The sequence below is a fragment of the Haliea sp. E1-2-M8 genome (genome assembly GCF_030649675.1).
In the GTDB taxonomy this organism is placed as follows: Bacteria; Pseudomonadota; Gammaproteobacteria; order Pseudomonadales; family Halieaceae; genus Haliea.
The window spans coordinates 177,750-193,851 of the sequence record NZ_JAUTDR010000002.1; the positions used below are offsets into that span (position 1 = coordinate 177,750).

At 64.7% G+C, this 16,102-nt stretch carries 10 protein-coding genes; all 10 read left to right on the forward strand.

Annotation, left to right across the window (positions count from 1 at the left end):
* The 10 genes from lptE (at window position 1) to Q6D67_RS02525 (ending at window position 16,068) form a co-directional block, all read left to right on the forward strand.
* Window positions 1-513 (forward strand): LPS assembly lipoprotein LptE, encoded by a 513-nt coding sequence (lptE, locus tag Q6D67_RS02480; RefSeq protein WP_304703950.1) that lies wholly within the window; start codon window positions 1-3, stop codon window positions 511-513.
* Entirely contained in the window at window positions 513-1,517 is a 1,005-nt protein-coding gene (gene holA / locus Q6D67_RS02485) for a DNA polymerase III subunit delta (protein WP_304703951.1), read from the forward strand. The genes lptE and holA overlap by 1 nt, the downstream gene beginning before the upstream one ends.
* Window positions 1,518-1,567: 50 nt before the next feature.
* A complete protein-coding gene (locus Q6D67_RS02490) occupies window positions 1,568-4,324 on the forward strand; it encodes a hypothetical protein (protein ID WP_304703952.1) in 2,757 nt (918 codons plus the stop codon).
* Between the two features lie 82 nt (window positions 4,325-4,406).
* Window positions 4,407-6,557 (forward strand): acetyl-CoA hydrolase/transferase C-terminal domain-containing protein, encoded by a 2,151-nt coding sequence (locus Q6D67_RS02495; RefSeq protein ID WP_304703953.1) that lies wholly within the window; start codon window positions 4,407-4,409, stop codon window positions 6,555-6,557.
* A gap of 48 nt (window positions 6,558-6,605) precedes the next feature.
* The gene (locus Q6D67_RS02500; RefSeq protein WP_304703955.1) at window positions 6,606-8,168 is read left to right on the forward strand and encodes a cation:proton antiporter; all 1,563 of its coding nucleotides are present in this window, start codon (window positions 6,606-6,608) and stop codon (window positions 8,166-8,168) included.
* A 55-nt stretch (window positions 8,169-8,223) separates the two neighbouring features.
* Complete coding sequence (locus tag Q6D67_RS02505) at window positions 8,224-10,137, forward strand: 5'-nucleotidase C-terminal domain-containing protein (RefSeq protein ID WP_304703956.1); 1,914 nt, start codon at window positions 8,224-8,226, stop codon at window positions 10,135-10,137.
* A gap of 61 nt (window positions 10,138-10,198) precedes the next feature.
* Window positions 10,199-13,336 (forward strand): TonB-dependent receptor, encoded by a 3,138-nt coding sequence (locus tag Q6D67_RS02510; RefSeq protein WP_304703958.1) that lies wholly within the window; start codon window positions 10,199-10,201, stop codon window positions 13,334-13,336.
* A 159-nt stretch (window positions 13,337-13,495) separates the two neighbouring features.
* Window positions 13,496-14,653 carry an endonuclease/exonuclease/phosphatase family protein gene (locus tag Q6D67_RS02515; RefSeq protein ID WP_304703960.1) on the forward strand — a complete coding sequence of 386 codons (1,158 nt, stop codon included), beginning with the start codon at window positions 13,496-13,498 and terminating at the stop codon, window positions 14,651-14,653.
* Between the two features lie 140 nt (window positions 14,654-14,793).
* Window positions 14,794-15,522, forward strand: a complete 729-nt coding sequence (gene imuA, locus Q6D67_RS02520; protein ID WP_304703961.1) for a translesion DNA synthesis-associated protein ImuA — start codon at window positions 14,794-14,796, stop codon at window positions 15,520-15,522.
* Between the two features lie 108 nt (window positions 15,523-15,630).
* Window positions 15,631-16,068 (forward strand): OsmC family protein, encoded by a 438-nt coding sequence (locus Q6D67_RS02525; RefSeq protein WP_304703962.1) that lies wholly within the window; start codon window positions 15,631-15,633, stop codon window positions 16,066-16,068.
* The last annotated feature ends 34 nt before the right edge of the window (window positions 16,069-16,102 follow it).

A 16,102-nucleotide genomic window follows, 5' to 3' on the forward strand; every position in this document is an offset into this window, starting at 1 on the left:
ATGTCGCGCGCCCTCACCACCCTGCTGCTGACACTGGCCCTGCCCGTGCTGCTCGGCGCCTGCGGCTTCCAGCTGCGCGGCGCGGCCAGCTCTACCGGACTGCCGGAGGACTGGCGGCAGCTCCATCTGGCAACCGCAAACCCGAACAGCGAATTCAGCCGCGACCTGCAGTCGCGATTCTCCGCGAATGGTATTGAATGGGTCGAGCGCAGTGAAGCCGCCTACATCCTCGAGCTTGGGCCTGAGCGCTTCAGTCAGCGTAACCTCTCGCTCAACAGCGAGGCGCGGGCCGCCGAATTCGAGCTCACCATGCAGGCCAGCTTCGCAGTCAGGGCCGTCGACGGCAGCCTGGCCATGGAGCCCGCCGACGCCGTCATCGTCAAGCAGATGGAAAACGACCCGCGCAACGTCGTCGGCAAGGCAGAGGAAATCCGCATCCTGCAAAGAGAGATGCGTGGTGAGCTGTCGCGGCAAATCCTGCGCCGGATCGGTTTCCACGCCGCCGCCCGGTAATGCAACTCAAGCCCGAGCAGCTGCGTCAGCACCTGCAGAAGCAGTGCCTCCCGGTCTATCTCGTCAGTGGCGACGAACCTCTGCTGGTGCAGGAATGCGCGGACCTGGTCCGGGGCGCCGCCCGCGGGGCCGGCTGTACCGACCGCGAAATTGTTGATACCGCCGCCCGCGATTTTAACTGGCAGATGCTGCTGCACAGCGCCGCGGAGATGTCCCTGTTCGGTGACCGCAAGCTGATTGAGCTGCGCCTGCCCGATGGAAAGCCCGGTGCCGAGGGCAGCAAGGCCCTGTGTGAATACATCGACCGCGCCAGCGGCGACGATATCCTGCTGGTGGTAAGCGGCAAGATCGACAAACAGTCCCAGAACAGCAAGTGGTACAAGACCCTGGACAAGGCCGGAGCCACCCTCCAGGTCTGGCCTGTCGGTGCCCGGGAGATGCCCCGCTGGCTGCGCCAGCGCCTGCAGGCTGCCGGGCTCGACATTGACGCCGATGCTCTGGAGCTGCTGGCGGAACGCCTGGAAGGCAACCTCTACGCCGCGGTGCAGGAGGTGGAGAAACTGAAGCTGCTGGCCAGCAATCAACAGGTCACCATGGCCACCGTTACCGCCGCCGTACTCGACAACGCCCGCTACAATCTCTTTGCGATGGTCGATACCGCACTGGCCGGTGATGCCACCGCCGCCCTACGCATGATTCACGGCCTGCGCGGCGAAGGCAACGACCTGGTTCCCCTGCTGTGGGCTGTGGCCCGCGAAGTGCGCAGCCTCTACGCCATGCAACTGGACTGTGAAGCCGGCCAGCCAGTCAACCGGGTACTGAATAGCCACCGCGTCTGGCAGAGCCGCTCGGCGGCGGTGCAGGCCTGCCTGCAGCGCCATGACAGCAACTCGCTGGGCGCGCTGCTGCGGCAGGCGCTGACTGTGGACGGTAGCCTCAAGGGCTTTGCCGAGGGCGATCCCTGGGATCAGCTCGACCGGCTGCTGCTGGAACTGGCTACGTAGCAAGGGTAACCGACCGAGAGAAGAGTCGACCCACTCCGGAGGTGGAATTCGTGGCATCACGAACGATAAGAACGATTGTTGCACTGTGCGCTACCATTCTGCTGGCAGCCTGTGGTGGCGGTGGCGGAGGCAGCGGCCCGGTGCTGCAGCCCGACACGCCGGTCACCCCGGCGCCAGGCCCGGACCCGGAACCCGAGCCAGACCCCGAACCCGAACCGGCTCCGGACCCCGACCCCGATCCGCCTGAAGCCATCGGGCGCACCCTGTTTGAAAGCGGCCAGGTGCGCCCCATCGCGCTGGCGCCGGACGGCTCCCGGCTGTTTGTGCTCAACACGCCCGCTCACCGGTTGGAACTGTTCGACATCAGCGACGGGCAATTGTCTCCCGCGGGGAGCGTGCCCGTGGGCCTGGAACCGGTGGCGCTGGCCGCCGCCAGCGCGAATGAGGTGTGGGTGGTCAACCATCTTTCGGACAGCATCAGTATCGTCCGCCTGGATGGCGCCGCACCCCGCGTGGCCCGCACCCTGTGGGTTGGCGACGAGCCCCGGGACATTGTCTTCGCCGGGCCCGGCAACCGGCGCGCATTCGTCACCGCCGCCTACCGCGGTCAGAATCACCCCGGATTCAGCACCGCCGATCTGAAAACCCCGGGGCTGGGCCGGGCGGATGTATGGGTCTTCGACGCCGCCGCGCCCGGTGCCGGCTCCGGCGGTGAGCCCCTGGCGATCGTCAACCTGTTCGCCGACAGTGCCCGCGGCCTGGCCCGCAGCGCGGACGGCAGCCGCGTGTATGCGGCCGCCTTCCTGTCGGGCAACCAGACCACTACCCTGCTCAACGAAGCGGAGGTCGCCGGCGCCAAGCCGGGGCCAACAGAAAACCACGAGGGCGTTCGGCAACCTGATACCGGCCTGATCGTAGGTTTTGATGGCGAGCGCTGGGTCGATGAATCCGGCCGCGACTGGTCGCACAAGGTGCTCTTCGAGCTGCCGGATCTCGATCTCTTCACCCTGGATGCAATGGCCGAAACACCGCGCCTGCTGGACAGTCAGCGCGGGCTGGGCACGGTGCTGTTCAATGTGATCAACAACCCGGCCACCGGGGCGACCTATGTCAGCAACACCGAGGCTCGCAACCGGGTCCGCTTCGAGGGCCCAGGAACCTCGGCCAGCACGGTACGCGGCCATATCGCCGAGCACCGCATCAGCGTAGTCCAAAACGGCGCGGTGACCAGCAACCACCTCAATCCCCACGTCGATTTCTCACTGCCAGAAGGCGCATCTCTGCCGGCGAGCGACAAGCGTCTGAGCCTGGCCCAGCCCCAGGAGATGGCGGTCAGCCCGGACGGCAGGACACTCTACGTCGCGGCTTTCGGTTCCAACCGCATTGCCGCGATTCCGACCGCCGACCTGGAGGCAGGGCGCTATGACCCCGCCGCCACCCACCACATTCCGGTGCCCGGCGGCGGCCCCGGCGGGCTGGCGCTGAGTGTCGACGGCGACACGCTGTACACCCTGTCCCGCTACACCAACACCGTTAGCGCCATTGCTGCCGGCAGTGGCGATGTCCTCGCCAGCCACGACCTGTTTCACCCGGAGTCCGCGAGCATCCGACGCGGCCGGCGCCTGCTGTACGACGCGGAGCTGACCTCCGCCAACGGCACCGCATCCTGCGCCAGCTGCCACATATTCGGCGACGTCGACGGCCTGGCCTGGGACCTCGGCAACCCGGATGGCGAGATGCTCGAGAATCGCAACGAATTCGTACCCCTGCGCGGGCCCACCCAGGGCGTGTTCCATCCCCTCAAGGGCCCCATGACCACCCAGACCTTCCGCGGCATGGCGGACAGCGGCCCCATGCACTGGCGCGGAGATCGCAGCGGCCAGAACCGGGCCGTGGTGCGCGGTGAACTGGAGAGTCTGGAAGCGGCGGCCTTCAAGGAATTCAACCCGGCCTTCGTCGAACTGCTGGGCCGGGAGGAAATTCTGCCCGCGAACCTGCTGCAGGATTTCACCGACTTCGCCCTGGCGATCACGCCGCCACCCAACGCCATCCGCAATCTCGACAACAGCCTCACCCCGGACCAGGCCGAGGGGCGCCGGGTCTTCCTGGAAGAGCTCACCACCGGCGGCGCCCTGACCTGCAACCACTGCCATGTGCTGGATGTGGAGGCGCGGCAGTTCGGAACTGCCGGGTTGATGACCAACGAGGGGCCGGGCATTACCGAGGATTTCAAGGTGGCGCACCTGCGCAACCTGTACCACAAGGTCGGCATGTTCGGGGCCAGTGTTCCGCGCCCGGGGCAACAGGCCGGGTTCACCGGCGACCAGGTGCGCGGCTTTGGTCTGTTACACGACGGCGGTATCGACACCGTGAGCAACTTCCTCGCCAGCAGCGTGTTCGGCTTCGCCAGTGATGCCCAGCGCGAGCAGGTGGTGGACTTCATGTTCGCCTTCGACGGCAACCTCGCGCCGATAGTGGGCCAACAGTTGACCACTGGCGACCAGCCGGACGCTGCCGCCCGGGCGCGGCTGGATCTGCTGCTGGCGCGGGCAGGCAACGCCCGCCCCGAGTGCGACCTCGTGGTGCACGGTGTGCTGGACGGCGAGCAACGGGGCGCATTGCTGCTGGCGAACGGCCGCTTCCGCACCGACCGCAGCGCCGAAGACAGCATCGGGCTGCAACAACTGCTGGCCGTTGCTACCCAGCCCGGACAGGAGCTCACCTTCACCTGTGTGCCGCCGGGCATGGGGCAGCAGATGGCACTTGACCGCGATGGCGACGGCACCCTCGACGGTGACCAGAGCTGAGCCCGATATTGCGTCAGATCAAGACAGCCAGGACCGCGCTGTGATTACATGACTATAATAAAGGATCAGGAGAGGCCAGACCATGACCCGGATGTTTGAAACGGCGGAAGCCTGTGTGGACCACACAATCGCTACCCTCGGCAAACAGATCCGCCTGGGCGCACCACTGGGGCTGGGCAAGCCGGTGCAGCTCATGAACGCTTTCTTCCGCCGCGCCGCCCTCGACCCTGAAATCGACCTGCACATCTACACCGCGCTGTCGCTCGAAGTGCCCAAGCCCGCCAGTCACATCGAGGCGGAGCTGGCCGGCCCCATCGTCGAGCGCCTGTTCGGGGACTACGAGCCCCTGGCTTACATGGAGGCCCTGCGGGCCGGCAACATGCCGGCAAACATCCAGGTCAGCGAACTGTATTTCAAGGCGGGCTCAATGAAGGGACTGCCCTCCGCCCAGCAAAACTACATCTCCAGCAACTACACCCACATCGCCCGCGACATGGCGGCAGCGGGCGTGAACGTGCTGGTGCAGCTGGTGGCGGCGCGGGACACCGATGTCGGCTTGTCGCTCAGCCTTTCCTGCAATCCGGACGTGGCGCTGGATGTTATCCGGCTGCGCCGCGGTGGTGACCAGGATGGTTTTCTCTGCTTTGCCCAGGTGCACCGGGACCTGCCCTTCATGCGCCACGACGCAGAGGTCCCCGCATCCCTGTTCGACGGCGTCGTGGAGAACGCCGACTACCACCGCACCCTGTTTGCCGTACCCAACGCTGCGATACCCGCGGCGGACTATGCCACCGCGCTCAATGTCAGCAGCCTGGTGGTGGATGGGGGTACCCTGCAGATCGGCATCGGCGCACTCGGTGATGCCGTCGCCCACGCCTGCATATTGCGTCACCGCCACCATGATGCCTGGCGCGAACTGCTGCAAAACCTGACCCGGATCGACAGCGGCTGCGCCGCCGAACCCACCGTATTCAGCGAGGGCCTCTACGTCTCCACCGAAATGTTCGTCAACGGCATGCTGCACCTGATGGAGGCGGGCGTGGTAAAGCGCAGGGTGTTCGACCAGCTGGCGCTGCAGCGGGGTCTCAACGACGGCGTCATCTCCACGGCGATCGACGCGGCGATGCTGGACTACGCCCGCGCCTGCGGGCTGATGCCGCGCCTGCTGGATGAGGCCGCGCTGGCCGAGCTATGCCATTGGGGCCTGGTGCCCGAGGCTCTGGTGATTGCGGGCGACGGCTTGAAGCTGCACGGTGAAAGGCTGTGCAACGACATGGAGGATCCCGACACCCGCTCCGCGCTGCTGCGGGCAACAGCGGGTACCGAGCTGCGCCATGGCCGGGTGCTGCACGGTGGTTTCTTCCTCGGGCCCCGTGATTTTTATCAGAAACTGCGCGATCTGGACGAGGCCGGTCACGAAAAGATCTGCATGACCAGCGTCCAGCGCACCAACCAGCTGCTGCTCAACTACCCACTGTACTGCGCCCAGCGGCGCCACGCCCGCTTCATCAACACGGGCATGATGGTGAGCCTCAGTGGCGCGGTCACCTCCGACGCGCTGGAAGACGGCACGGTGATCAGTGGCGTGGGCGGGCAGTACAACTTTGTGGCCATGGCCCACGACCTGCCGGGCGCGCGCTCGATCCTGTGCATTCGCGCCACCCGCGGCAAGGGCAAGCATGTGCAATCGAATATCGTGCCGCACTATGGCCACACCACCATCCCTCGCCACCTGCGGGATATCATCGTCACTGAATATGGCATCGCGGACCTGCGCGGGCAGAGTGATGCCGAGATCATCCGGCGCCTGATCGCCATCGCCGACAGCCGTTTTCAGCAGGAACTCACAGACTGGGCCATTGAACACGGCAAGCTGCCCGAGGACTACGAGATACCGGCGGCGGCCCGGGACAACACTCCCTACCGCATCGCCAGCGCGCTGAGCAGCCATATCGCCGACGGCCTGCTGCCGTCCTACCCCTTCGGCACCCAGCTGACCGCGGAAGAACTGACGCTCAGCGCGAGCCTGCGGCGGATCAAGGCTTTGAGCGAGGAACCCGCGCACTTCCTCAAGGAAATTGTGCGCGCCCTGCTGCACCGGGGCGACAAGGAGGCCGCGCGCCCCTGGCTGGAGCGCATCCACCTGATGCACCCGGACAGCAGCAAGGAGTTCATCGTGCAGCAATTGCTGATGATGGAACTGGAGGAGCACGGTCTCCTGAAAGTACGCTAACATCCCCCTGACGCCGCCCGGAAGGCAGCGGCTGACAAGGCGCCAGTAGTGTTCGAAGTCATCTGTATCACATTCGCTTTTTTCTTCGGCCTGGCGGTGCGCCAGGTCGGCCTGCCGCCGCTGGTGGGATTCCTGGCCGCCGGCTTCGCTATCAACCTGTTTGGCCCGGGCCTTGGGCTGCCTTCCGACACCAGCAATATCCTGCACTATGTCGCCCACCTGGGTGTGTTGATCCTCCTGTTCACGGTAGGACTTAAACTCAAGCTGAAGCAAATTGCCCAGCCGCAGGTGCTGGGAGGGGCGCTGCTGCACTTTGCCATCAGCGTCGCGGTGTTCGCACCCGGTTTGTACTACCTTGTGGGACTGGACTGGAACACGGCGCTGCTACTGGCAATTGCGCTCTCCTTTTCCTCCACCGTGCTGGCGGCGAAGCTGCTGGAATCGAAACGTGAACTGGCGGTATTCCATGGCCGTACCGCCATAGGGATACTAATCGTACAGGACGTCATTGCCCTGGTGGTGCTGGCCATCTGGAGCGGCCAGACACCCAACATCTGGGCCCTGGCAGTGTTCGGCCTGCCGCTGTTGCGGCCGCTGATGCACTGGTTACTGGACTTTGCCGGTCACGATGAACTTCTGGTCCTGATGGGCATGATGTTGGCGCTGGTCATCGGCGGGATGGGCTTCCAGGCCATGGGCCTGAGCTCGGAGATTGGCGCCCTGCTTATGGGGGTGCTGCTGTCGAACCACCGCCGGGCCCAGGAACTGTCGGAATCCCTGTGGCCCCTGCGGGAGATTTTCCTGGTGGGCTTCTTTCTTGAGATCGGCATGTCCGGCCTGCCGGACCTGGAGGCACTGCTGTTCGCTCTCGGCGTAGGCCTCATCCTGCCATTCAAAGGCCTCCTGTTCTTCCTGCTGCTGATTGCCTTCCGGCTCCGCGCGCGCACCTCCTTCCTCGCCGCCGTCAGCCTCTCCGCCTACAGCGAGTTCGGCCTGATAGTGGCCGCTGTGGTGCTGCAGGACTGGCTGGTGCCGTTGGCCCTGGCAGTCTCGATCTCCTTCCTCATCGCGGCGCCCCTGAACCGCCTGGCCCACCCCCTGTTCGCGCGCCTGGAGGATCGTCTGCAGCGTTTTGAGCGCAGCACCATCCACCCGGATGAACAGCCCACCAATCTGGGCATGGCCGACGTCCTGATTTTCGGCATGGGTCGCACCGGTACCGCCGCCTACGATCACCTGCGTGAACTGGGCAGAATGCCGGCGGGCCTTGATGGTGACACCTACAAGGCCAAAGCCCACCAGGAGGCGGGTCGCAATGTGGTATTTGCCGACGCCGAGGACAGCAACTTCTGGCGCGGTGTGGATGTAACCACATTCGAAGCGGCGGTGCTGGCCATGGATGACATCGAGGCCAAAGTGGTTGCCGCACGCAGCCTGCGCGCCAAGGGCTTCACCGGCCCCATCGTCTCCCACGCCCTGCACGAGGACCATGTGGCGCGCATCACCGAGGCCGGGGCCACCCACACCTACCTGACCATGTACCAGGCGGGAATGGGGCTGGCAGACCGAACCATGAGCGCGCTGTACAGCGCTGACCCTGGCAGCCCGTAACCGGCCTGTCATGATTGCGGTGGATACTCGGCCGCTGGCATCATCCGGAGGCAGCATGCCAGCGAAAACCACCACCCTGTTGCTCCTGGCAGCCGCCTGCTTGCTGCAGGGCTGTACCACCGGCGCGCAAGATCAAAGCGACCACTTTGAACTCACCCTGCTGCATGTCAACGACCACCATTCACACCTGGAACCGCACAGCCTGGAGTTGGATGTCAGGGAACTGAACCTGCAGACCCGCGCTGCATCGGGCGAGCAACTGGAGGCTGTCACGGTGGCCTACGGTGGTTTCCCACTGCTGGCGGGCGCTTTGCAACAACTGGCTGCAACCGCACCCAATGCGATCACCCTGCACGCCGGGGACGCCATCACGGGCACCGCATACTACAGCCTGCTCGGGGGCGAGGCCGATGCCGCGCTGATGAACAGCATCTGTTTCGATGCCCTGGTCGCAGGCAACCATGAGTTCGACGGCGGGGACAGCGGCTTCGCGACCTTTATCGATGCGCTCTGGAACGGACGCTGCAAGACTCCGGTGCTGGCGGCCAATGTCGCACCGGGGCCGGGCTCGGCGCTGGCGACGGGCTACCTGCTGCCCTATACCATCCTGGAACGCGGTGCTGAGCAGATTGCCGTCATCGGCATCACTATTGGCGACAAGACCCGGAGCTCCTCGCGCCCGGATCAAGGCACCCGTTTCCTCGATGAGCTGGCAACCGCACAGCAGCACATTGATGAACTCACCGGTGCCGGTATCAACAAGATCATTCTGCTGACACACGTAGGCCTCGCCCGGGATCTGGCGCTGGCCCGCCAGCTGAGCGGTGTCGATGTCATCGTCGGCGGCGATTCCCACTCGCTGCTGGGCGGGGCCGGCCTGACTGCGTTCGGCCTGCGGCCCGTGGCACCCTACCCCAGCCGCACCACCAACGCCCTGGGCCAGCCGGTCTGCGTGGTCCAGGCCTGGGAGTACGCCCGCCTGCTCGGTGCCCTCAGCGTCAGCTTTGACAGCGACGGCGTGGTGAGCCGTTGCAGCGGCGCGCCGGTGCTGCCATTCGCCGAGCGCTACGAATACAGAGCCGCAGACGGCAATATCGCAAACCTCCCTGCAGAGGATGCTGCGCGGGTGACAGACCTGCTGCGCCAGCATGGCGTCCTATTGCCGGTTGCAGCCGATGCCGGGGCCGATGCCGCGCTGGCGGGGTACCGGGCCCAGCTCGGCAACCTGGCCGGGACGGTGGTCGCCCACGCAGAGGAAGATCTGTGCCGGGACTACCTGCCCGGGGCCGGCCGCTCCCAGCTCTGTCCTGCCGCCACCACCTGGCAGCATGGCGGTGACATCACCCAGCTGGTGAGTTTCAGCATGCTGGCAGCCACCCCGACGGCTGCCATTGCGCTGCAGAACGCCGGCGGGGTGCGGCGCGATATCGCTGGGGGCAGCATCAGCGTGGCGGATGTCTTCGCCCTGCTGCCCTTCAATAACACCCTGGTCACCCAGGAACTGACCGGGAGCGAAATTCTGACCGTGCTGGAGGAAGCGCTGGCACACGCCCTCGCCAGCCCCGCCAATGCCGGGGCCTACCCCTACACCGCCGGCCTGCGCTACAACGTAGACGCTGCACGTGAGCCGGGCAGGCGCCTGTCCGCCGTGGAGATCAACCCGCGGCTCGCCGGCAGCTGGCAGCCGCTGGAGCTGAACCAACGCTACACGGTGGTCAGCAACGATTTCATCGCCGCGGGCAAGGATGGCTACACCCTGCTTGGACAGAAATACGACAGGGGAGAATACACGGCGACCTACACCGAGTACGCCCAGGCCTTTATCGACTACCTGCGCGACCTGACCGCACAGGGGCAAAAGCTGGCAAAGCCCCCGGCAGACAGCTATTCCACGAGCAGCTATCGCAATGCCGCGGGCTGCACCTACCCGCAACCGCCCGACTGCAACACTACCGTCACCCCCCGGTAACTCTACTGTAACTCCCCGTCACTAGGATGCCCCCGGGTTTGCAATTTCAGGGGAAGAGCAGATGAGCATATGTTCAAGACGCAAGCAGCTGGCACTGGCAGTCGCCATGACCGTCGGTCTGGGCGCGCCGGCACTGGCGCAGCAAACCACCTCCGCTATTCGCGGCAATGTCACCACCGCCGCTGGCGAGCTGGTACCGGGCGCCAGCGTCACTGTACTCGACACGCGCACCGGTGCCGCCCGCGAGCTGACCGCCACCGAGACCGGCGGTTTCTCCCTGCGCGGCCTGCCGGTTGGCGGCCCCTATACCATCACGGTGCGCGATGCGCGCGGGACCCGCACAGTCGAGGATATCTACCTCAACCTGGGCGAGACCGCTAACCTGACGGTAGAGCTGGAGGGCCAGCGGGAAATGGAAAGCGTCGTAGTGACTGCGTCTGCACTCACCGATGTCGCTACCACCCTCGGCCCCACCGCCAGCTTCGATTTGAACGACTTGCAGTCAGCGCCGGCTGTTAACCGCGATATCAAGGACCTGATCCGCATCGACCCGCGGGTCTATATCGATGAGGCCTTCGCCGATTCCATCCAGTGTGCCGGCGCCAACTCGCGCTTCAACAGCCTGACCCTGGACGGCATCCGCACCAACGACAACTTTGGCCTCAACAGCAACGGTTATCCCACCGTGCGCATTCCGTTTTCCTACGACGCGATCTCCCAGGTCTCGGTAGAGCTGGCGCCCTTTGACGTGCAATACGGTGGTTTCACTGCCTGCAATATCAACGCGGTGACCAAGTCCGGCGACAATGAGTTCCACGGCGGCGTGTTCTTCGACTACACCGATGACTCCCTGCGCGGTGACGAACTCGAGGGCGACAAGATTACCGTGGGCGAATTCGACGAGCAGCGCTACGGCTTCAACGTCGGCGGCCCGATCATCGCCGACACCCTGTTCTTCTTTACCGCCTACGAAAAGCTTGAGGGCGTTTCCCTGTTCGATCGCGGCCCTGCAGATTCCAATGCCGCGGTACCGGTACTGGGCTTCTCCCAGGCCCAGTATGATGAAATCCTCGACATTGCCCGCAATCGCTACAACTACGAACCAGGTGGACTGGTCAGCAGCCTGCCGGTAGAAGATGAAAAGTTCATCGCACGGCTCGACTGGCAGATCAATAACGACCACCGCGCCTCGTTCATCTACAACTACAACGAAGGCAATGTTGTCCGCCAGTCAGACGGCGACTCCGACGAGTTCGAGTACTCGGACCACTACTACGACCAGATCGGCGAGCTGGAATCCTATGTGGTGTCAGTGTTCTCCGACTGGACGGAAAACTTCTCCACCGAGCTGCGTATCGGCACCTCTGACTTCGAGGCCACCGTCGCACCCCTGGGTGGCACCGAGTTCGGTGAAGTCCAGATTACCACCGAGAACAACGGCTCCTTTGCTACTGTCTACCTGGGTGCCGACGATTCGCGCCACTCCAACAAGCTGGAGTACAGCACCGACAACTTCAAGCTGGCGGGAACCTACGTTTACGGCGATCACGTCATCACCGGCGGCTTTGAGATGGAAGAGCTGGATGTGTTCAACCTGTTCGTGCAGGAATCCGGGGGCGAATACCGCTTCGATTCGATCGATGATTTTCGCGCGGGCACGCCGGGGCGAATCATTTACGAGAACGCCGCCTTTACCAATAATCCCAACGACGGCGCGGCGGAATTCTCCTACCGCATCAACAGCGCCTACCTGCAGGACGAGTACTACCACACGCCCTGGAACACCAGCTTCACCCTCGGCCTCCGCTACGACTGGTACACCAGCAGCGACAAGCCGGTGGAGAACCCGCTGATCGAGGAGCTATACGGCTTCTCCAACCGCCAGAACCTGGACGGCAAGGACCTGCTGCAGCCGCGCTTTGGGTTCAACTGGGGCGTCAACGATGAACTGGAAGTTCGCGGCGGCTTTGGCCTGTTCTCGGGTGGCAATCCCAATGTCTGGATCGGCAACAACTACCAGAACAACGGCATCATCCTGAAAGAAGTGCAGGACCGCTCGGGTACCTCGGTGTTTGACATCCCCTTCAACGGTGAGGGGCGCCCCCTCTACGATGTGCCGCAGGAACTGTTTGACGCGGTAGCGCGGGGCGAGGGTAGCCTCGGCGGTATCAACGTACAGGACCCGGACTTCGACATTCCCTCGGAGTGGAAGTACGCACTGGGCTTCAGCTACTCCCTGCCCCGGGATTACCTGTTGCTGGGCGATCTGCTCTATTCCGAGAAAAAGGATGCGGCAATCATCCGCGACCTGACGCGTACCCCCACCGGTGCCACCGCCCCCGATGGACGCCTGATCTACACCAGCGTCAACGGGCGCTCCCAGGACTTCATGCTGACCAATGCCCGCGGTGACTCGGGCGAGTCCACCAGCCTGTCCCTGGCGCTGAGCAAGTCCCACGATTTTGGGCTGGACTGGACCCTCGCCTATGCCTACACCCAGGCCAAGGATGTCAGCCCCATGACCAGCTCGGTGGCGTTCTCAAACTACACCAACATCGCGGTGGCAGACCCTGAGAACCCCGGCGCCGAGACCTCCAACTACGAGATTCCGCACCGGATCACGCTGCGCATGAGCTACGCCCGCGACTTCATCGCTGGCTACACCACCCGGGTTACCCTGTTTGGCAGCGCCAATGAAGGTCGCCCCTATAGCTACGTTTTCGCCGGCGACCTGGGCGGCGCCCTCGGCAGCTCGGTGGGCTTTATCGACCAGAACCTGGCTTACATCCCCGGGGCCAATGATCCGCTGGTGGTTTACGCCGATACCTTCGACAAGGCGGCCTTTGACGATCTGGTCGCGAGCGAGGGTCTGAAGCGCGGTCAGATCATGGGTCGCAACAGCATCAACAGCAGCTGGTGGACCAAGTTCGACCTGAAAGTCGAGCAGGAAGTGCCCGGTTTCCTCCCCGAACACCGCGGCAAGGCGTTCCTGGTAGTGGAGAACCTGGGCAACCTCCTGAACGATGACTGGGGCGTCCTGGAAGAGGCCAGCTTCCCGCGCAAGCAGCGACTGGTCGGCGCCTCCATCAACGAGCAGAACCAGTATGTTTTCGAGCAGTTCTTCACGCCGGCACAGCAAAGCCGCGTCGCCGATGCCTCCCTGTGGCAATTGCGGATCGGGGTCAGCTACGACTTCTGACCAGTAATACCCTCTTTGCCGGCGCCTGGCGCCGGCTTTTTTTTACGTGTTTTTCCGCGCCCCTGGCGCTAACCTTGAACAGAGCCGGGACACGCCATCCCGGGGAGACTGCCCATGGGCCCGCGCGTTCTCATAACCAGACTTGTAGTCGCCGCTGCCATGATGACATCGGAAATGGGCGCCACCGCCACCAGCACGCTGCGGGTCGCCACCTTCAACGCCAGCCTGACCGGGGACCAACACGTTGCCCGCAACGAGCCCGTGACCGGCAGCGAGCTGTTTGCCCAGCTGGCCACAGGCGACAATGCCCGGATTCGCAACGTTGCCGAGATCATCCAGCGGGTACGCCCGGACATCCTGCTGCTGAACGAGTTTGACTACACGCCGGACCCGGGCCGCGGCGTCAGCGCATTCCGGGCCAACTACCTGCAGCGCTCCCAGAGCGGTGCCGAACCCATTGACTACCCCTGGTTTTATACTGCGCCGGTCAACACGGGGATCGACTCCGGCCTCGACCTGGACCGCGACGGCATCGCCTCGGGCCGGGGTCAGGACGCCCTCGGCTACGGGCTCTATCCCGGCCATTACGGGATGCTGTTGCTGAGCCGTTACCCGATCGACGCCGCCGCCGTGCGCAGCTTCCGCCGTCTGCTCTGGCGGGACATGCCCCACAACCTGTTGCAGGAGGTGCGCGCGCCCGACGGTGAGCCCTGGTATGACCCGGCCGCGCGGGCCGTGCTGCCGCTGTCATCGAAATCACACTGGGACGTGCCGGTGCGGGTGGGAGCCCATAGCGTGCACATTCTCGCCAGCCATCCGACGCCGCCGGTCTTCGACGGCCCGGAAGACCGCAACGGCAAGCGCAATCACGATGAAATCCGTTTCTGGAACGACTACCTCACAGCGGGCGCTGCCGGGGCCTGGATCCGCGATGACCGGGATGGCCGCGGCGGGTTCGAAGGCGAGCTGTTTGTCATTGCCGGGGATCTGAATGCCTCGCCGGTGGAGGGCGACGCGATCCCGCCCGCCATCAGCAGCCTGCTGCAACACCCGCGGGTCCAGGCATCCACAGTACCGACCAGTGCCGGCGGCGCCGCGCAGCGGCCGGAGAATCCCCACGCGGCCGGGCATACGGCGAGCTTCGGGCTGCGGGTCGATTACGTGTTGCCCGCGGCCTCGCCGGCCTGGCGGGTCACCGGCGCCGGCGTATTCTGGCCCGCCAGTGACGACCCCCTCGGCCGCCTGGTGCGGGACCCGCGCCAGTCCTCGGACCACCGGCTGGTGTGGGTGGATCTGGAGTTTCAGCCCCTGCCGTAACGAGCTCACCTGTCGCCTGAACAGGCAGGTCAGTTCCGGCCTTGCGCCAGGCTGGCGGGTATCCGCTTGCATTCCGGGAAAGAGCCAACTACTGTATATCCATACAGCAAAAGACAGACTCTTTCTGGAGGCACGCGAATATGAACGAAGCACTGGAACAGGTTATTCTCCGCCACGACACCTGGCGCGGCCGCAGCCGCTGTTTCAGCGGGTTGCCGCTGTCCGCCAACAACGATTCCCACCGCGGCGGCCTGGGCACCGGCTACCGGGCCCTGGACGCGGCCCTGGTTCAGGGCGGCTGGCCCGAGGCCACCGCCATCGAGGTGCTCAGCGACAGCTGCGGCATGGGCGCCATGGGCCTGTTCCTGCCGGCCATGGAGCGGCTCAGTGCCCAGGGCCGCTGGCAGGCCTTCATCGCCCCACCCTGGACGCCCTACGCCCCCCTGCTCGCGGCCCGCGGCATCGACACGCAACAGGTTCTGCTGGTTCACCCCCGCAGCCGGGAAGACCTGCTGTGGAGTATTGAGCAGTCCCTGCGCAGTACCACCTGCAGCGTCGTATTCAGCTGGCTGGGCGCGGGGCAATACCGCTACAGTGAACTGCGCAAGCTGCAACTGGCCGCCGCCGCCAGCGATACTCTGTGCGTCCTGTTCCGGCCGCAACAGGCAGCCACCGAAAGTGCACCTGCGGGGCTGCGCCTGCAGATGCGCGAATACCGCAAGGCTCACATCCTCAAGCAGCGCGGCGGGCGCCAGGGGCTGGATGTGGACCTGGCGCCGGAAGACGAGTTGCCCCACCAGCCGCAGCTGTGGGAACTGCCAGCCTGGCCGGCGGCCGCACCTGCCGGCAACGCATTGGGCGCGAATTGAGGCAAATCAATTGTTATTGCCGGGGCAAGGGAACTAGCATGGAGACTCTCACCGATACGGCGGTCCAACAGCCGGCAACGGGACCTTTTATCGCAATGGAGAGCAGCCATGCAGGAACTACCCCACCACTACCATGTGTCCGCGAAGGCGGTGCCTGAAGGAACCGTTACCCTGGAGGGCAATGACGTGCCGGCGCTGGAAACAGCACCACCGAAGGAGTTCGGCGGCCCCGGCGGCCACTGGTCACCCGAGGCACTGCTGGTAGGGGCGGTGACCGACTGCTTTATCCTCACTTTTCGCGCCATCGCCCGCGCCTCCAAGCTGGACTGGACCGCTCTTGAATGTGGCACGGAAGGCAAGCTGGAACGCATCGACCGGGTGACCCGGTTTACCGAACTGACCGTTACCGCCCACCTGACCGTGCCAGCGGGTACAGATGCGGACAAAGCGAAACAGCTACTGGAAAAATCCGAGGCCAGCTGTCTGGTCAGCAATTCCCTGAACAGCACCATCCACCTGCATGCCAGCGTCGGCCAGGCCGGGTGAAAGGCATCGTGATATTGGCAGCGAGATAACGGGC